General features: G+C 63.6%; 15 protein-coding genes. 5 read left to right on the forward strand and 10 right to left on the reverse strand.

The window, feature by feature from the left end; all coding sequences use genetic code 11:
• Positions 1-63 precede the first annotated feature (63 nt).
• The 9 genes from AC3RCP_RS26110 to AC3RCP_RS26150 form a co-directional block, all read right to left on the reverse strand.
• Entirely contained in the window at positions 64-561 is a 498-nt protein-coding gene (locus AC3RCP_RS26110) for an HIT family protein (protein ID WP_007929455.1), read from the reverse strand.
• A 48-nt stretch (positions 562-609) separates the two neighbouring features.
• A complete protein-coding gene (locus AC3RCP_RS26115) occupies positions 610-1566 on the reverse strand; it encodes a fatty acid desaturase family protein (protein ID WP_492570740.1) in 957 nt (318 codons plus the stop codon).
• Between the two features lie 26 nt (positions 1567-1592).
• Positions 1593-2624: a ferredoxin--NADP reductase gene (locus AC3RCP_RS26120; RefSeq protein ID WP_092417661.1), complete on the reverse strand. Its 1032-nt coding sequence runs from the start codon at positions 2622-2624 to the stop codon at positions 1593-1595.
• Positions 2621-3925 carry a fatty acid desaturase gene (locus AC3RCP_RS26125; RefSeq protein WP_053262533.1) on the reverse strand — a complete coding sequence of 435 codons (1305 nt, stop codon included), beginning with the start codon at positions 3923-3925 and terminating at the stop codon, positions 2621-2623. Before AC3RCP_RS26125 ends, AC3RCP_RS26120 begins: the two co-directional genes overlap by 4 nt.
• Before the next feature lie 79 nt (positions 3926-4004).
• Positions 4005-5141, reverse strand: a complete 1137-nt coding sequence (locus AC3RCP_RS26130) for an acyl-CoA dehydrogenase family protein (RefSeq protein ID WP_101339002.1) — start codon at positions 5139-5141, stop codon at positions 4005-4007.
• 28 nt (positions 5142-5169) lie between these two features.
• Complete coding sequence (locus AC3RCP_RS26135) at positions 5170-7782, reverse strand: aminotransferase class III-fold pyridoxal phosphate-dependent enzyme (RefSeq protein WP_492570739.1); 2613 nt, start codon at positions 7780-7782, stop codon at positions 5170-5172.
• On the reverse strand, positions 7775-8053 hold the full coding sequence (locus tag AC3RCP_RS26140) for an acyl carrier protein (RefSeq protein ID WP_087089996.1): 279 nt from the start codon (positions 8051-8053) through the stop codon (positions 7775-7777). Before AC3RCP_RS26140 ends, AC3RCP_RS26135 begins: the two co-directional genes overlap by 8 nt.
• Before the next feature lie 827 nt (positions 8054-8880).
• A complete protein-coding gene (locus AC3RCP_RS26145; RefSeq protein WP_101339006.1) occupies positions 8881-9750 on the reverse strand; it encodes a LuxR C-terminal-related transcriptional regulator in 870 nt (289 codons plus the stop codon).
• Positions 9747-11588 carry a fatty acyl-AMP ligase gene (locus tag AC3RCP_RS26150; RefSeq protein ID WP_492570738.1) on the reverse strand — a complete coding sequence of 614 codons (1842 nt, stop codon included), beginning with the start codon at positions 11586-11588 and terminating at the stop codon, positions 9747-9749. Before AC3RCP_RS26150 ends, AC3RCP_RS26145 begins: the two co-directional genes overlap by 4 nt.
• Before the next feature lie 348 nt (positions 11589-11936).
• Between AC3RCP_RS26150 and AC3RCP_RS26155 the strand changes: the two genes are divergently transcribed.
• From AC3RCP_RS26155 to AC3RCP_RS26165, 3 genes are all read left to right on the forward strand, one after another.
• The gene (locus tag AC3RCP_RS26155) at positions 11937-13406 is read left to right on the forward strand and encodes an amidase (protein WP_492570737.1); all 1470 of its coding nucleotides are present in this window, start codon (positions 11937-11939) and stop codon (positions 13404-13406) included.
• Between the two features lie 14 nt (positions 13407-13420).
• Positions 13421-14563: a fatty acid desaturase family protein gene (locus AC3RCP_RS26160; protein ID WP_492570736.1), complete on the forward strand. Its 1143-nt coding sequence runs from the start codon at positions 13421-13423 to the stop codon at positions 14561-14563.
• Between the two features lie 213 nt (positions 14564-14776).
• Entirely contained in the window at positions 14777-15481 is a 705-nt protein-coding gene (locus AC3RCP_RS26165; RefSeq protein WP_007929715.1) for a hypothetical protein, read from the forward strand.
• Positions 15482-15580: 99 nt separating this feature from the next.
• Here AC3RCP_RS26165 and glyA read toward each other — a convergent pair whose 3' ends face one another.
• Positions 15581-16936 carry a serine hydroxymethyltransferase gene (gene glyA, locus AC3RCP_RS26170; protein ID WP_492570735.1) on the reverse strand — a complete coding sequence of 452 codons (1356 nt, stop codon included), beginning with the start codon at positions 16934-16936 and terminating at the stop codon, positions 15581-15583.
• A gap of 494 nt (positions 16937-17430) precedes the next feature.
• Here glyA and AC3RCP_RS26175 point away from each other — a divergent pair, with 494 nt between their 5' ends.
• Both AC3RCP_RS26175 and AC3RCP_RS26180 read left to right on the forward strand, forming a co-directional pair.
• Positions 17431-18033, forward strand: a complete 603-nt coding sequence (locus tag AC3RCP_RS26175; RefSeq protein ID WP_101339010.1) for a helix-turn-helix transcriptional regulator — start codon at positions 17431-17433, stop codon at positions 18031-18033.
• On the forward strand, positions 18020-18901 hold the full coding sequence (locus AC3RCP_RS26180; RefSeq protein WP_101339011.1) for a queuosine precursor transporter: 882 nt from the start codon (positions 18020-18022) through the stop codon (positions 18899-18901). Before AC3RCP_RS26175 ends, AC3RCP_RS26180 begins: the two co-directional genes overlap by 14 nt.
• Positions 18902-18952 lie beyond the last annotated feature (51 nt).

Below are 18952 nucleotides of genomic sequence, written 5' to 3' on the forward strand. Positions count from 1 at the left end.
ATGCACGGCTGTTCATTCCGAAGTTCCGTGGATCGAGGGTGGGCCGCTCACCGGCCCTGGCGGTCAGGTTGACGCTGCGTGCAGCCTGCTGGTCCGGTGCGCCAGGTTCTCCAGCGCCTGCGGGTCGAGTTCGGCGGCGATCACCAGGGCCTGGCGGCGCAGGGTCTGCAGGGGCGTGCGGCGGCCGAATATGCCGGTGAAGTGCATGAACATGCGCAGGCCGAAACCCAGCCCATCGCCCCTTTGCCGCGGTACCAGGTGCAGGTGGGCGTGGGGAATGTGCTGGTTGGTGGCCTTGCCGTCGTTGACGATCAGGTGCGTGCCTTCCACCCCGAAGCCGGCGCGCCGCTGGGCGGCGAGCAGGGTATCGAACACCTGGTACAGGTGCTGGCGGATGACCGTGGGCAGTTGCTCGAGTTTTTCCACATGGGCCAGCGGGATCAGCAGCAAGTGCCCCTGCCCCAGCGGATGCACATCCATGAAGGCCATGCAGTGGGTGTCGCGATAGACCAGGGCACTGGGCAATTCGCCGGCCGCGATCTGGCAGAAAATACAGGTCATCCGTGAATCCTCGGTGAGTGGCGCTCCTTCGGGCGCTGTAAATGTAGCTCACGCCGCTCGCCGAGGTTCGGCGCAAGTTGTTACCGGACGTCGCGCGAACATCCGCGCCAGCAGCCAGCGGTCGCGCAGGTAGGGCTTGTTGTCCAGCAGCGCCGCCAGCCGCGGCAGGTTGACGAAGGGCACGCCGGGGTAGATGTGATGCTCGACGTGGTAGTTGATATTGGCCCACAACAGGCCGATCAGCCGGTCGCTGACGGTCACGGTGTTCTTCGCCAGGTCCAGGCGCTGCGGGTCGCCAACCGCCAGGGTGGCCATGGGGAAGTGCTCGTAGCCCCGGGAAATCGGGTTGATCACCAGCGCCAGCAACAGCAGCGGCACGATGAAAATCAGCACGAATTGCAGCATCAGCCCCTGGCTGTAGCACCAGGCGCCGATCGCCGCCAGCGACAGCAGATTGAACGCCAGCTCGCGCAGAACCCGGTTGCGCACCGCCTTGCCGTAGCGCACCAGGGAAAAGTAGATGAAGCGCGGCACGAACACGGCGATGCGCAGGAACATCCACTTCACCCCGCCGGTGTAGTTCCAGTCGTCGGGGTCCTTGTGCGGATCGCCCAGGTAGCGGTGATGGTATTTGTGGCACTCGGTGAAGGAGGAAAACGGGAACACGATGAACCAGGCCATGAAGCGCCCGACCCACAGGTTCAGCGCCGCCGAACGAAAGCCGCTGGCATGCCCGCAATCGTGCTGCAGCACGGTGAAGGCATGCAGCTGGTTGCCCAGCACCAGCACCGCCAGCGCCAGGCCCCAGGGGTTGTCGCCGAGCAGGATGTACAGCGCCGCCGCGCACCAGACCAGCACATGCAGTACCGACCAGAGCACGAACTTCAGCGGCTGCGGCTGCATCAGTGCCTGCAACTGAGCCTGGCGTTCGCGGTCGACCCGCAGTTCGGCGCGCTTGGCCAGCCGCAGTTCGTCCTCGGCGGCGTGTTGGGTTGAATGATTCATGAATTGACCTTCCTCTGTCTGTATCGCTAATCGACTTGCAGGCGCACGTCGTCCGTCAATGGATAGCCCACGCACAACAGTGCCTGGCCCCGGTTCAGTTCGTCCGCCGACAGCCCATGGTCCTCGCGCATGCGTACCTGCCCCGCCAGCCGGGTGCAGACGCAGGCCGTGCAGAAACCGCTGCGGCAGGAAAACGGTGGCTGCACGCCGCTGGCCAGGGCCGCGTCGAGCAGGGTCTGGCCCGGGGCGACCGTGAAGCTGAACGCCTGGCCCTGCATCAGCAGCTCCACGCGTTTTTCCGTGTCGCCGCTGGCCACTGGCGCCTTGGCCGGGGTGAAACGCTCCTGGTGCACGCTTTCCGGGGCGATGCCCAGGGCCTCCAGGGCGGCGGTCACCTCGTCCATCATGCCGCTGGGGCCGCAGCTGTAGTATTCGCGGGCTTGCGGGCCGGGCAGCGCGCCGAGAATGTCGATCACCCGCTGCCGGGTCAGGCGCCCTTCGTGGGCCCCCGGGGTGTCCGGTCGCGACAGCACATGCACCAGTTGCAAACGCTCGCCGAAGGTCTGGCGCAGCTGGTCGAGCTTGTCGCGAAAGATCACCGACTCCTGATTGCGGTTGCCGTAGATCAGCGACACCTGGGCATCCGGCTCGAAGTGCAGCGCCGACTTGAGGATCGAGAAGATCGGCGTGATCCCGCTGCCCGCAGCCAGCAGCACCAGGTGCCGCCCCCGGCCCGGCTGCGGGGCGAAGGTGAAGCGGCCGTGGGTGCCGAGGGTCTGCACCGCGTCGCCGGCGCTCAGCTCCTGCACCAGGCGGTTGGAAACCTTGCCGCCGGCCACGCGCTTGACGGTGATCGACAGGGTCTTGTCCAGCCCCGGCGTGCTGCTGATGGAATAGGCGCGGCAGCCCTTGGCGCCGTCGACGTCGACCTCCAGGGTCAGGTACTGCCCGGCGCTGTAGCGGACTTTGCGCAGCAGCGGCTGCTTGAGGTGAATGGTCACCGCATCGTCGGTTTCCCGTTCGATGGCGGCGACTTTCAAGGTCAGGGGACGGTTCATGGCTGGCCCAGGGCGCTGTGCGCGGGGGTGGGTTCGTCGGCGTTGCGCGGTGTGGCGAGGCGCCGTTGATGGGCATGTTCATGGGCCGCGATGGGCGCCGGCAGCACCCGGAATTGCAGCAGGCGGACTTTCTCTGCGTGGTCCAGCGGCTGCCACCAGTCGAGCTTGTCCGCCAGCGCATCGAAGCGGCGCAGCATCAGCAGTACGAACAGGCCGAATACGCTGAGGTCGCGAAACACCATGGAACCCGCGGCCGCCAGTTCCGGCTTGAGCCGCTCGAACAGCGCCGGGCTCTCCGACCAGTGGCCGACAGACCAGTGATGGTGGCAGGCGTGGTAACCCTCGTTGAGGATGTTCACCGGTGTTTCCAGCAGGGTCACGGTGTTGTACATCCAGTCCTTGGGGTCTTGCTGGCCGCCGTAGAAGGCGTGCTGGCTCCAGTGGATGACGCCCATCAGGAAGTTGCTCGCGCACCAGGGCACCAGCATGTAGAGCACGGCGATCGGCAGGCTGTAGCACGCCAGCGCGACGAACAGCCCGACATGCACCAGGTTGCCCATGACCATGGCCCGGGCCTGGCTGCGCTTGTGTTTGCTCTTGAAGTACAGCCAGGGCGAAACCATGAACTGCTGGTACATCACCTCGCGCACCATATACACGGCGAAATCCCAGGCGCTGGCATGGTCGTAGCGCGCGGTGGCGTAGACATCCAGCGGCCCGGCGTTTTCCCGGTGATGCTGTTGCAGGTGCGCCGCCGCATGGGGGATCAGGCCCATGGGAATGGCGAAGAACATGTACAGGAAGGAATTGCCGACCCAGCGATCGAGCAGGCTCGAACGCTTGAAGATACCGCCGGGCACATGGCCTTCCTGATGCATGGCGCTGAAGGAGCGGACAAAGCCGCGAATGTTCGGCCCATAGACGAAGGCGTAGAACAGCAGCACCAGCAGCCAGGAGATTTCCTTGAGCCACAGCTGGGCGATGAACACCGGCCCGGCGGTCAGGCCCAGGCTGATGGCGGCGGCCAGGATCGGCTCGTCCCGCGGGTCCTTGAGCAAGCGGTCGGCCAGGGGTTGCAACAAGCGGTGATAGCTCGTCACCAGCCAGTTGCCCAGGGCCTTCATGCCCGGCAGCCACGACAATGACCGGCGCCCGGCCTGCAAGGTGCATGACAGGGCCAGAATCACAGCGATGGCTGCGGTGTTGAACACCAGCAGCAGGCTGAACAGCGGAATAGCCAGGCAGTGAAACCCGCGACCGACATTGGCCGGGCGCGGCGGATAGAGAAAATCGCTACTCATGCTTCTACTCCATTAGGCATGTTGCCGAGGCCGGAGCGACGCCAGGGGCGCCGAAGCTCCGGCTGCGGTAGCAGGCGAATCAGGCGCTGTAGGACTCGCGCAGGAACTGCGCCAGCAACGGCGTGGCGGCACTGCGGGAGATCGGGTGGAAGCCGATCGCCCGGGAGGCCGCCAGCAGATAGGCCACTTCGTCGGAGGCGATGAACGCCATGCCACCCAACAGCTCGACGCTGAGGTTGGTCGCACGCTCGATCGCCGCCTGCACCAGGAAGCGCGTGCACAGCGCCTTGTGGTAGGTGTTCATCGGCGCATCCTGTTGTGCCTGCAATTCGCCGGCGGTGCCGAGCAGCGCCTGATGGGCGCCCTCCAGCTCGATGCACAGCAGGGCCAGTTGCGCGGGGTCGGCGAAGGGCTTTCTCAGCAGCCGGTCGACCAGCGCCGAAGCCACGCCCAGGTAGCTGCCGCCGACCATCAGCTGGAACCAGCTCAGGCCGTTGAGCGAGGTTTCCATGGCGGTGGCGGCCACTTCTTCGCTGTCGGCGCCGTCGGCCAGCAGCATGCGCTCGCTGGGCACGAACACGCCGTTGAACACCAGTTCGTTGCTGTCGGTGGCACGTAGCACCGTGGCGTTCCAGAAGGGTTCGCGGGTGATCGTGCTGCCATCGGCAAAGACCACGGCAAAGCCCTGGCTGACGCTGCCGTCGTCCTGTTCACAGGCTACGCCGACCACGATCACGTCCATGTGGTGGCTCATGGTGCAGGGCTTCTTGCTGCCGTCGAGGACAAAACCGCCCTTCACCGGCCGCGCCTTGACGCTGCGGTTGAAGATCTCCGAGCCCGGCTTGCCCTCGGCGAAGGCCGAGGCGATCAGCAGCTGGTTCTGGGTGATGCCCCACAGCAGCTCTTCCGCCGCCGGGATCAACCCGCCCAGCTGCACGATGGTGGCGATGGTGTGGTGATGCATGGTCATCATCACCGCCAGGGATGGGCACAGCGAACCGATGGCGCGCAGGATCTCCACGGTTTCCTCCGGCGAGGCGCCGAGGCCGCCGTAGGTCTCGGGGATGATCAGGCCGGCGGCGCGATAGTCGCGAAACAGCCCGCAGAGCACGGCCGGGTCGGCTTGCTCCAGGGCCATCAGGCCGCGCTCCCGGAGGGCGGCGAGCAGGCCCGGCAGGTACTTCTCGGTGGCGTTGCGGGCGTTGTGCATCGACATGGTGTGGACTCCTTTCTCGTTGTCAGGGTTAACCGGCTTTTTCGATCAACTGCTCCACCGCGGGGGCGAAACCGAAGGCTCGGGCCAGGTCGAAGATCGCTTCGGCATCCTCCAGTGGAGGACGCTTGCCGATGCTGTAGTCGCGCTGCAGGCCGGCCATGGTCAGGACCATGGTTTCGGCCAGGCAGCTGAAGGTCACGCCCGTGGGCAGACCGGTGAGGTTCTGTTGGCCGAAACGCTGGCTGCGGTCGGGCAGATGGATCAGGCCGCCTTCGATCACCGTGACGTCCGGGCGCAGCGCCAGGGTGACGTGGCCGATGTCCGGCGGCTGCGCGCAGTCGCAGATGATCGCGTTCTGATGCAGCACCAGCGGGTCGATAAAGGCCGAGCCATTGGAGGTGGCCGAGAGCACGGTTTCCAGGCGCGGCAGCCAGTGGCCCAGGTCCGCGGTGATCACCAGCGGCGGCTGCACCTGCGGCTTGCCCTGGGCCAGGGCATCGACGCTGTCGAACAGCGTACGCAATTGCTCCTCGTCGCCAAGGTCGCGATCCAGCAGTTGCTCGACGCTGGCCAGGCTCGGCAGGAGCAGCACCAGGGTCTTGGCGATGCCGCTGCTGTGGCCGCCCTGGATCTGCAGCAAGGCATCGCGATACAACTCGCCGGCCACCAGCCGCAGCTCGTCCATGGCGCCCCGATTGGCCCCATTGCCGAGCAAGACCAGGTGCTCGCAGAAGCGCCCCAGGCGCAGGCTGGCCAGGCGCCCCACCGAACCGTAGGCACCGATCACCCCGGTCAGGCGCTTGGCCAGCGGCGCACCGCGGTTGGCGCAAGTGCTCAGCAGCGCATCGACACCGACCATGGCCGTCAGGCTGTTGCCGGTGGTGGTGTGGAACCGCTCGTTGATGACATCCACGCCGGCACTGGAAATCACCGAGGTGTAGGCCCCCAGCCCGACGAAATCCACCTCCAGCTCGGCGACGCTGTCCAGGTAGTTGGCCAGCAGCTTGCGCCGCTTGCCCAGGCTCAGGCGCATCAGGTCGCGCGGTTGCAGCAGGCTGCCGACCAGCCAGCCTTCGACGTAGTCGCCGGCATCGTTGTAGACCCGGCGGGCGTGATAGGACACCCCGGCGTCGAGGTCGGGCTTGGCCCATTCGGAGAAGTCGTCGAGCCAGCCCTGCATAAAGGTTTTTTCCGCCGCCGACAGCCCCAGGCCGTCCACCACGCTGTCACCGTTGACGCTCTCGGCGGTGGTCGGGTGCAGCAGGAAGGCGAAGCGTCCCAGGCAGCGCCCGCTGCTGCGCGGTTTGCCGGGCACCACCCAGGGGCTCGGCACACCCCGTGGCCCGGCATAGCCGTGGGCTTCGAGAATCAAGCGATGCTGCTGGTTGTGCACCACCAGTTCCGCCACCGCCTTGAGGCCTTCGAGCAACAGGTCGATATCGGCGCGCTCGATGCACAGCGGCGGCTGGATGCGCAGCACGTTGCCTTCGGTGAGGGTCGGCAGGCAGTACACGCCATGCCGGCTTTTCAGGTAGCCGCAGACGATCGGCACCAGGGCGCCGAAGGCGCTGGCCAGGGACAGCGTATACAGGCGCTCGCCGCTCCAGCGGCGGAACTTCAGGCCGAGCATCAGGCCGCGGCCGTCGAGGCTGTGGAACACCTCGGGATAGTCGCGCACCAGACGCGACAGCCCGGCGTACAGGTAGGCGCCCTGCTGCGCCGCATGCTTGAGCTGGGCGCCGTCGTTGGCCGTAAGCTGATCGAGCACGGCCAGGCCGATGGCGGCGCTGAAGCCGTTCACGGCGAAGGTGGAACTGTGGTGCCGGTCGAAATCGCGGCTCCAGCACTGCTCGCCGTAGATGCACGCGCCGATGGCCGCGACGCCGCCGCCCAAGGCCTTGGCCAGCAGCACCACGTCCGGTTCCAGACCGTGGGCGGTGGCGGCGAACAGCTCGCCGGTGCGGCCCAGGCCGGTCTGGATCTCGTCGAGCACGAACAAAGTGCCGTATTGGCGGCAGAGGTTCTGCGCCGCCAGCAGGTAGCCTGGCGGCGGGGTGATCATGCCCGCCTCGCCCTGCACCGCCTCGACGAAAAAGGCCGCGGCGCGCCGGGTTTTCAGCAGCGCCTCGAGGGCCTCCAGGTCGCCATAGGGCACATGGCTGAAACCGTCGGCGCGGATCTGGAACGGCTCGCGGTAAGTGGCCTTGCCGGTGACCCCGACCGCGCCCTGGGTCTTGCCGTGAAAACCGGTCAGGGTGCCGATCACCAGCTCGCGCTGGGTCGCGGCGCGACACAGCTTGATCGCCGCTTCGACGGTTTCCGCGCCGCTGGTGGTGAAGGTCACCTTCGAGTGGGTACCCGGCGCCAGCTCGATCAGGCGTCGCGCCAGTTCTTCGGCGCCGGGGTTGATCAGCGGCTGGACCAGCGAGGCCTGGCCGCTGGCGAGAAAGGTGTGGATCGCCTCGGTAACAGGCGCCGCGCCATAACCAAAAGGCACCGCGCCGAACTGGCCGACGAAATCGATCAGGGTCTGGCCGCTGGCGGTTTCGATGCGGGTGCCCTGGGCGCGCACCACGGTCTCGTTGAGGCCGACGAATTCCAGCAGTTCCTGGCGGGTGATATTGAGCAATGAATCAGCCATGACTGACCTCCCCCACTGCGCCGAACGCGCCCTGGTTGATGACGCCGTACAGGTGCTGGCTGACCTTGCTCACGGTGTCGTGCAGGTAGGCCAGCTCAGGGTCCAGGGAGATGCCGAAACGGTCCTCGAACTCGGCGGACAGGCCGACGATCAACACCGAGTCGACGCCCATCTCGTGGAACGAGCGCTCGACGTCCAGCGACCCGGAATCGACCTCCAGCAGGCTGGCCAGGGTTTCGGTCACGGCAAAGGTTATTTCGTCTATGTGCACAGTCGCCTCCCAGCGTATTTCGCTTCCTTTGCATGGCCGTTGGCCCGCGCCAACCGCGTGGTGAAACCAGCGGATCAACGCTTGGGCAGGCGTCATGATGCAAACGCGTTTTGAGTGTGGATAACCCGACGGAGCAGGCTATTTGCTACACCCCGATGCTCGGCGTCATGCCGGTTCAGCTCAATACTCCGTAAGGAGTAGCGAGCCCTGTAGCCGCTGCCGCAGGCTGCGATAGGACCGAAGGTCCTCCAGCGGCCTCAAGATCCCTGCGCCTGCTGCGCAGTCGATCGCAGCCTCGCAGGCTCGGCAGCGGCTACAGGGTTTGGCGCCGACCGGTAGGTCGCGCCAGGCTTTGGCTTTGGCTTTGGCTTTGGCTTTGGCTTTGGCTTTGGCTTTTGATCTTGATCTACCCGCCCCATCGGGAGGCTTCGTTCCGGTGTTCATCAGGGGGATGGCGCGCAGCGCCCCTCGACGCAGTCGAGGACATCGTATGGAGGTCGAAGCGAAGCCGACCGGAGTCGATGCCCCCTGAGGGACGCCGGAGCGAGGGAACCTGAGCGCAGCGAAGGCCGTACGCAGGGGCAAGCGTTTTTGGTTCCTTTTTAGGCGTTTGTAAAAAGGGACTCGCCGTAAGGGCGAAACCATAAGCAGCCGTTACCGTAGAAATGGATATGTACACCATCCCAAACATGCAGCACCCAAACAGACCCCATCGCGGCCAATCGAGCGTCGACCGGCCGCTCCTACAGAGGCGCAGGCGACGCCGAAGCACTGACCCCCGTCAGCACTGTGGAAGGGTTACCGGATGAAAGACAGGCAGGCAGCACTCACTCGTCGCAGAACAACGCCGCGATCTGCGCCCGACTCGACGCCTGGAGTTTGGAGAAGATGTTCTGCAGATGGGTTTTCACGGTCTTGTCGCTGATGCCGAGGATCTGGCCAATCTCCCAGTTGGTCTTGCCTCGGGCCACCCAGCGCGAAATCTCCGCTTCGCGGCTGGACAGGATGGACAACAGTTGATGGTTCGGCCCCGGGTTGTGGCGCAACAGCTTGCTGCCCAGCGCCCGGTTCAGGGCGATGTGCAGGTACGGGGCGAAGACCATCATGCGCATTTTGCTTTCGTGGGCCACGGTGGCCGAGATGTTGTGAAAGAAGTAGCCGGTGAAGGTGTTGCGGTGCAATCCGGGCAGCAGGGTCCAGCCCAGGTTGCGTATGCCGTGTTCGCGAAAGATTTTCGCCCACACCTGGTCCTGCGAGTTGCCCAGGCGCTCCAGGGTGGTGAACTTGGGGCGCCCGCAATGCTCGATGGGGTCGATGCCCAGCGGCGGAATCATGCCGTCGCGACCGACGATGGCCTTGATCAGGTCATCGGAGACGCTGTCCGGATGAATCAGGTGCGAAAAGAACACCCGATGCGCACGGACCCTGCCGCTGGCGAACACGAAGTTCTCACAGGGCAGGATCTGCGGCAGCGCCAGCTGGGTCTGCTGCGTCAGCTCGGCGATGCTGCGCGCCGAGGTGATGCAGTTGAGCACGCTGGTCAGTTGCAGCCGTTGCTGGCTGTCGGTGGGCGGCAACGACAGCACCGACCGCGGGCGGCTGGCCAGTTCCAGCCGCGGTTCGCAGAAGGCCGGCTGGGCGAACAGCAGCGCCGCGGGCTTGGGCGCATGCACCGGGCCGATCGATAGACTGGTCATGCTTCCACGACCTGGCTGTCGACGGTGATGTCACGCAATACCCGGCCGTTGCTCTCCACCGCGATCACCGACTTGTCCAGCGGGTGGGCTTCGGCCGGCGCGGCATCATCGAGTGCCGCCAGCCAGGGAGCGAACTGCTTGCGGCACTCCTGGCGCTTGATCTTGCCGCTGGAGGTACGCGGCAACGACCCGCCGAACACCAGCAACAGCACCGGCCGCGCCAGTTGGTGCTGTTGCCACAGCCGCGCTTTCAAGTCGCTGAGCAGCTGTGGCAGGTCGAGGCTGCGCAAGGCACGCCGTTCGATTTCCTGGGCGATCACCACCTGCTCGCTGTCGCCGGTCTCGATGCTGAAGGCCGCGGTGCCGTCCGGGCGAAAGCTGTCATGGGTGCGCAGCACGGTGTTCTCGATATCACCAGGGTGATGGTTGACGCCATTGACGATGATCAGGTCCTTGAGCCGCCCGGTGACGAACAGCTCGCCGTCGAGCAGGAAGCCCAGGTCGCCGGTGCGAAAGTAGCGCGACCAGCCGAGCGCCGGCGGGGCCGGGCGAAAGGCCGCGGCGGTGCTCTCCGGGCGCTGCCAGTAACCGCTGGCGACGCTGTCGCCGAGGATGCAGATCTCCCCGACCCGCCCGTCTTCCAGCGGCTGCTCGGTGTGCGGGTCGCAGATGAACGGACCCTGCCCGGGGATCCCGCGGCCGCTGCTGACCAGGGTGCGCAGGCGCAACTCGGCGTCGCTGCCCGGGCCTTCATGCAGGCATGCCACATTGTCCTCCAGCAAGCCGGCATGGAACTGACGGATCACCGGCTCGCGCTTGCTGCCGCCGGCGCTGACCATCAGCGTGCCTTCGGCCAGCCCGTAGCAGGGAAAGGCCGAGGTGCTGGCAAAACCGGCGCGGGCGAAACGCTCATGGAAGGCGGCAATGGTCTGCGCCCGCACATGCTCGGCGCCGTTGAACGCCACCTCCCAGCTGCTCAGGTCGAGGCCGGCCAGCTCTTCGTCCTTGATCTTGCGCAGGCACAATTCATAGGCGAAGTTCGGCCCGCCGCTGACGGTGCCGCGGTAGGTGCTGATGGCCTGCAACCAGCGCAGCGGCCGTTGCAGGAAGTGGATCGGCGCCAGCAGGGTCGAGCCGAAGCCGACGAACAAGGATTGCAGGATGCCGCCGATCAGCCCCATGTCGTGATACGGCGGCAGCCAGCTGACCAGGTGGCTGTCCTTGTGGGTCAAAAAACCGCGGCTGATGCTGCGCGAATTGTGAATCAGGTTGCCGTGGGTCACCGCCACTCCTTTGGGAATCCCGGTGGAGCCGGAGGTGTATTGCAAAAAGGCGATATCGTCCCGGGTTACCGGGACGGCCCGCCACTCGCTGGCCAGGGCCAGGTCGAGGCTCGCCATGTCCAGCACCCGCGGACTCTGCGCCTGCCCCAGCCGGGCCAGGATGGTCGGGACATCCTCGCCACTGGCCAGTGCCGCCGTCGGCTGGCAGTCGTCGATGATGCCGTCCAGCCGGTCCAGGGTCTTGGTCGCCCCCGGCGGGTAGGCCGGCACCGCCACCAGCCCGGCATACAGACAGCCCATGAAGGCGATCACATAGTCCAGGCCTGGCTTGAGCAGGATCAGCACCCGGTCCCCCGCCTGGCAATGCCCCTGCAACCGGGCCGCCGCCGCTCGGGCCGCGCGGTCCAGTTCAGAGAAGGTGATCAGGGTTTCTTCGTCTCGCCCGTTGTGCAGAAAACGATAGGCCAATCGGTCCGGGATCGTATGGGCGTGAAGCTGCAGACATTCCGAAAAATTCGCATACGGAACGTCGCTATCGTGGTCGTTCGTAGTCATTATTTTGTGTCCAGGCAGCCGTACTTAGCCATCTCCCGCAAGGCCCGAAATCTGCGGCCTTGCGCATCCATTACGCTTGATCATCCTCTGGGAGCGCGCAGTCGAAGTTAATACTCCGAACGGCGTATACCCGCAATTTCCGCCCCCGGCGCATATTCGCCTCACAGCTCGATGCATGCATGGCTTTTTGCCATATCACTTGCAGTCATCAGCTTTTTTCAAGGGTGTGAAGCCGATATATCCAGGCCCGTGCAAGCCGGGCCTGTGCAACCGGCCATGCCATCAAACCCAGGCCGGAGCGGGAGCGCCCCGGTATCGCCAGCAGCGTGCGCAGCACGGGAGAACAGGATGTCTTTTAGCGAATACGCCACCTTCGATGCGGTCGGCCTGGCCGATCTGGTCAGGACCGGGCAGGTACGCCCCTCCGAACTGCTGGAGGAAGCCATACGCCGCATCGAAGCCTTCAACCCGGCGGTCAACGCCGTGGTCTACAAAGCCTACGACAAGGCCCGGGCGCAGGCCGCCGCACAGGACAAGGCGCCGCCGACCGGCGCGCTGCACGGCGTGCCGTTCCTGCTCAAGGACATCCTCGGCGACTGTCAGGACCTGCCTTCGACCCTGGCCTCGCGCATGCTGCAAGTGCGGGTCATGCCCCAGGACTGCGAGCTGGTGAAGCGCTTTCGCCAGGCCGGACTGGTGTTCGTCGGCAAGACCAACGCCCCGGAGTTCGGCATTCTGCCCACCACCGAAGGCGCCTTCCATGGGCCGGCGCGCAACCCGTGGAACCTGGAGTATTCCACCGGCGGCTCCAGTGGCGGCGCGGCCGCCGCGGTGGCCACCGGCATGGTCCCGGCGGCCCATGGCAACGACGGCGGCGGCTCGATCCGCATTCCCGCGTCCTGCTGCGGCCTGGTCGGCCTCAAGCCGACCCGGGCGCGCAACTCCCTGGCCCCGGACTTCGGCGAGCTGCTCAGCGGCCTGCTGGACGAACATGTGCTGACCCGCAGCGTGCGCGACAGCGCCGCCCTGCTCGACGCCACCCACGGCGTGGTGCCGGGCGACCCGTATCGCGCGCCGCCGATGCAGGGGCGTTTTCTCGACCAGCTCGGTCGCGAACCGGGACGCCTGCGCATCGCCTATTCCAGCACCGACCCGGCCGGGCGGCCGCTGCACCCCGACTGCATCGCAGCGGTGGAAAGCACCGCGCGCCTGCTCGAATCCCTCGGCCACCATGTGGAAGAAGCGGCACCGCAGCTGGACCTGCAAAGCTTCGCCGAAGCCTTCAGCGCCCTGTGGTTCTCCGGCATTGCCTTCGCCGTGGAACTGATGAGCCTGCAACTGGGACGCGGCCCGTTGCCCGGCGAGCTGGAAAACCTGACCCAGGCCGTGCATCAACGCGGCCTTGGCGTCAGCGCGGTGGAGTACCAGATGTCCGAGCTGGTGTTGCAGCAGGTCGGTCGGGAAATGGCGCGCTTCCATCAGACCTACGACTGCTGGCTGACCCCGACCCTGGCCCGGCCGCCGCTGCGCAATGGCGTAGTGGATATCCATTCCAGCGACCTGGAAAGCACCTACGGCCCGCTGATCGACTACAGCCCGTTCACCGCCATCCATAACGCCTCGGGGCAACCGGCGATTTCCTTGCCGTTGCACTGGAACGCCGAGGGCCTGCCGATCGGCCTGATGCTCAGCGCCGCCTTTGGCGAGGAAAGCCTGTTGTTCCGCCTGGCCGGCCAGTTGGAACAGGCACGCCCGTGGAAGGACCGGCGGCCACAGTTGTTCATGCAGCACAGCCCCGACGAAGCGGTTATCGGCTAAGGAGAGCACCGAGCATGCGCACGCTGGACACCTCGACCGCCTCTGCCTGTTGCCGTGCCGGCGCAGGCCAGGAGCCGCACCAGCCGGGGGCCATCCCCTGGCCCACCGACGGCCTGGACCGCGAGCAACTGGCGCGTTATGGCAAGGAGCTGATTCGCCAGACCCTGCCCTTCACCGTGGAAAACCGCCGCCTGAGCTGGTGGCATTTCTACTCGACGCTTTTGGTGATCGGGCTGTTCGGCGCGGCCGTGGCCCTGCCGCTGTGGTGGCCGCTGCGCCTGGGCTGCAGCGTGCTGCTGGGCTTGTCCCTGGTGCGCATGTTCGTGCTGTACCACGACTACATGCACGGTGCGATCCTCAAGGGCTCGCGTTTTGCCGAGGTGTTTTTCAAGACTTTCGGCCTGCTGCTGATGGCCCCGCCGACACTGTGGAAGCAGTCCCACGATTACCACCACGGCCACAGCTGCCAGTATGTCGGCGCGGAGAAAAACCGCCTGCCGCTGCTCTCTACTCACACTGACCTGGGCACCTTTCCCCTGCTGTCCACCGAGGAATATGCCCGCGCCGGGCGCCTCAAGCGCTTGCGCTACCGCGTCGCCCGACACCCGCTGATGATCCTGCTGGCGTCATTCAGTATCTTTATTTTCAGCATCTGCCTGGTCTCGCTGATCACCCAGCCGCGGCATCGACTGTGGTCGCTGTTGGCCCTGGCGCTGAACCTGGCGAGCGCCGTCGCCCTGGCGCTGCTGGCGCCGGACATCCTGCTGTATGGGGTGCTGGTCCCCAGCCTGTCCGGCTCGGCGCTGGGCGCCTACATGTTCTACTGCCAACACAACTTCCCCGGCGTGCGTTACCCCGAGCGCGCCGACTGGGACTACGCGGCCACCGCGGTGTTCTCCTCCAGCTACATGCGCACCGGTCCACTGATGGCCTGGTTCACCGCCAATATCGGCTACCACCATGTGCACCACGCCAACTCGGGCATCCCCTTCTACCGCCTGCCGCAAGCCATGGCGGCGATCCCGGCGCTGCAATCGCCGATCACCACCTCACTGCACCCGCGGGATATCTACCGCTGCCTGCGGCTCAAACTATGGGACCCAGCGCGCCAGCGCATGGTCTCGTTCGCCGAGTTTCACCAGCAGGCGCGACGCTGAAGGAAATGCGGCAGAGGCGTTGCCCCGCGAACGCTCGCCAGGGATGATCGGCGCCGGAATTTTCCCGTCGATCGCGGGTCAGTAGAGCCACGCCTTTTCGCACCGGTCCGTTGGTCCGTGACAATGGGGCCTCGGTCCCATAAATTAGGCGCCCTGAAAAGGCCCGGTGCTTTTCTAGCCTCATTTCCAGTTAAACGAAGTAGTGAAATATCAATGTCCGATTCCAATACAGAAGAATCCGTAAACGCCTTGTCGTCCAAAGCGGAATACGAAAACGCCATCAATCTTTCACAGCATGTCTCCCAGGCCAAGACCATCAGCGAGATGGTCCTCGACGCTTTCCAGTCCACCAAGGAAAGCGACCAGATCCGCGAATTGCGCGCCGAGATCCGCCAGGCTCACGACCGCTTCGACGACGACCGCGCCTATGAACTCATGGGCCAGCTCAAACAGCTCAAGGACGCCGAGGCCGCCGACAGCGCCGCCCTGGAAGACCTGAGCAGCAAGTTCCCGATCAGCCGCATCCTCTCCAGCTACAAGGACGACCCGAGCTTCCAGGAGCTGGTCTACGGCCTGGCGCTGAAGGTGCTGAACCAGACCCACCAGGCCATCAGCAGCCCGGGTGGCGGCAAGAGCAAGGCCTCGCGGGCCAAGAAGGAAATGGAAGTGTTCGCCATCAGCAAGGACGGCATCAGCGTCACCCTGCCGATCCGCCCGCGTTCCAAGGCCAACGTCGACCGTGAAGCCTTCGAGTTCCTCGGTTTCGCCTTTGTCGGCGAAGGCGACGAAGCGGAACTGGAAAGCGAAGTGTTCTTCGACAAGGACGGCAACGAACAGCCGGCCACGCGCAAGAACATCGTCACCGCGATCCAGCAGCAGACCGCGTTCGAAGGCTACAGCGCTCTACAACAGCAGTAACCCGTACCCGCGGGCTTGCTCGCGCAGACGGCGGATAGGGCAACAGTGCAGCGCGCCCTTCCGCCGGCTGGCTCCTACGAATCAAAGGCCGGGGCCCCCTCAGTTGCCCCGGTAATCGGCGATGGGATACATCGCGCACAAAGCCTCGGTCTGAAGACGGAACTGTTCCTGCAACTCAGGCTCCAGGCGGTACTTCTGCTCGCTGAGGGGCGTCACCTTGTCCAGTATCCGGCAGACCAGTTCGACGACTTCACGACAGCCCTGGGGATCGATGTAGCGTTGGGCGATGGAGCCCGTGCCGATACACAAGCCATTGGCGACGAATGAGGATCGGGTTTCCCCCAGTGCGCGTTTTTTACTCACGATGATGCCGCATCGCTCCAGTGCCGAGGCGGCAATCGAACCGCTAACCCCACCACGCAGCCTGAGCAGAATCGTGTGGTTCTCCGTCCCCCCGCCCACGACTTCGTAGTCCTGTGCCATGAATGCGCTGGCCATTGCATCGGCCGTGCTGCGAATCCGTCCCATGTAGGCGTCGAACTCCGGGGTCATCGCGTAGCCCAGCGCAGCCGCCTTGGCGGCGATCATGTTGACCGCCGGCGAGCCCTGCATCCCGGGGAATACCGCTTGCTCAAGGACACGACTGAAGCTCGCCCTCAGGCCGGGAACCTTGGTGTCGGCGTCCCGGCCGGAAAGGATGAGGCCGCCACGCGGCCCCGCGAGTTGCTTGTGGGTACACGCGGTGGTGACGTGCGCCACATCGATCGGGCTCGGATGTCGACCCGTTGCGACCAGCCCGGCGATAGAGGAGATATCCGCCAGCAGGATGGCCCCGGCCTCGTCGGCAATAGCGCGAAAGCGTTGGAAGTCCACGACCCGGGAATAGGCCGTCGCACCGCAGATGATGATGCGCGGACGATGGGCGAGCGCCAGATGGCGTACCTCTGCGTAATCGATCACGCCCTGCGATGTGGTGCCGTAGCGGATCGCCTTGTAGTGAGTGCCTGTGAATGCGACAGGGCTGCCGTGGGTCAGGTGCCCGCCATGATCGAGGGCCATGCCGAGAATGGTGTCCCCGGGCTCGAGCAGGGCAGCAAGCACCTGGTAGTTGGCGTTGGAGGCGGAATGCGACTGTACGCTGGCATATTGCGCCCCGAACAGCTCCCGCGCCCTGCGAATCGCCAGGGACTCGACCAGATCGACGTTCTCGCAGCCGACATGATGGCGCTTGCCTGGTATGCCCTCGGCGGTGACGTTGACCAGTGCCGAGGCAGACGCCGCGAGGATTCGAGGGTTGGCCGCGCAGGAAGATGAAACCAGGGACAGTGTGCGGTGTTGACGCCTGACTTCAGCGTCCAGGATCCCAGCCAGTTCGGCGTCTTCTGCCCGCAGATCCGCCAAACCTCGTCGCAGCAGGTCGGCCTGGTTCCTCAGTGGTGCTGTATAAGCTGCCATCGTTCGGTATTCCTTCCTTGTCATTTGCGTGCCACGAACGACAGCACGCTTCCTGATTTAACGTTCGCGAGCCGCTAATTAATCAAAGAATTAAACATTTTCCAAACAAAATGCTTCTTTTCCGAGAATCAGGAGGGGACAGCAGATTTGCGTTGCCGCCGAATATTCGTCAATCGAGGCCAGGGCACCGGACGTTTCGGGGCTTTATTGTCATGACTGGGACATGCAACACTTGCCGCCGCGGCGCCTCCGGTCCGGACCCTCCCGACAATTCCGAGTGCGCCCCATACCGACAGCGAAATATCCCAGGATGGATGCAGGCTGGCTAAAGGAGTGCTAGCGAGTTGGTACAGGCCACGAAAGAACCCGACAAGCTCTTGCCGCATCAATCCGACTGTTCTCACCTTTGGCGTCGAGCAGTTGAATGTCATGCACGGCACGCATTCCATGAAAGACCCTATGCGTGGCGACTATAAGGAAATGGTGAGCATTTGATGCACAGAAGAGAAAGAACAGAGTATTTGAAGAGCAACATCAAATACCTGATAAAAAGTCGCGGCGAGACGCAACTGTCTTTGTGCAATGCCAGCGGCCTGACCCGAACGACCATATACAACATCCTGGAAGGCAAGGTCAGCAACGTACAGCAATCCACCATTCGCAAAATCTCCGATTTCTTCGGTGTCTCCTACGAAGAAATAGAAACCGTCGATTTTGAAGAGAAGGAGATCATCGACAGCAGTATTTCCCCACAAGGAAACATGAACCCGGCGGCGGTTCCGATCCTCAAGGAAAGCCTGCTGATGATCAACATGGACAAACGGATTGGCGAACTGGCCATACTTCACCCACTGACTTATTACTTCGGCGCATCCTACAACTTGATAGCGGTGCTGCTCGAGAATGAGATCAAGGGCCTGTACGAGGCCGGTGACCTGTTGATCATTCAAAAGGCAACGTCGACCGACGACAAGGAAAAACTGGTTTACGACAGGCAGACAAAAAAGCTGTTCATCATCAATGAGCCATGCTCCGACTCAGATCGAGTATTTGTGGTGGGTGACATCATCGAGGAGCGGTTCAATGGCAGCTTATGAAGGCGAACTCGAGAACAGCAAATACAAACTTCTGGGCTTTGAAAACAACAAGAACCTGGCCGTGATCATGATCATCGCCACAGGCAAAGTCATAAAGATCAAATTAAGCGAAGTGCTTAACAGCGAAATAATGGAAAACCTGAACAAAATGGAAGTTAAAAACATTTACAAGAAGTTCTACTCCCAAGGAGGAGCACTTACCGCATACGACCTGAATGACCGCCACGAAAGCTCATGGATGATTTATATCATCCTGAATCTACTGCTCTTTACATTTTATATATTCACCAGCATTGCCGCCACCAAGCCCATTTATCTTGAATCCCTTGGCATCATTATCACTCCGGGCACCTTTCTTTACCCGCTGACCTTCCTGATCGTTGACCTGTTGAACGAAAACTTTGGACTCAGGCTGGCAAGAAAAGCGATTTTCTTTGCCTTTGCCAGCAACGCCATGATTATCATCCTACTCTATGGCTCGACCTTTCTCCCCGGCCTGCCAGGCTGGAAGCTCGACACCCCGTACAATGACGTCATCATTCATGTGTCATCCGTGCTGGTGGCGTCTTCGGTCTCGTTCCTGGTTTCTGAAAACATAAACTCATACTTGCTATGCAAGATAAAAGAGCTGACCAACTCCAGATTCCTGTTCCTGCGGATATTCTTGAGCACGCTGTTCGCGGTCATTATTGACAGCTTCGTGTTTTGCTACATTGCCTTTTACGGCTCGATGGAGAACAACGACATCCTGAACATGATTTATGTGCAGATCGCGATCAAGGTATGTTTTGCCTTCTTCAACATCTTGCCTGCCTATGGCGCAAGGTCACTGTTCAAAAGATATATAACGGACAGCCAGGCAAAATAGTACAAGTACGCTTTAGCTCAAATTGATGGATTCAACACTCATCCAGCAGGC

This window comes from Pseudomonas sp. GW822-FHT05A08 (assembly GCF_058800485.1).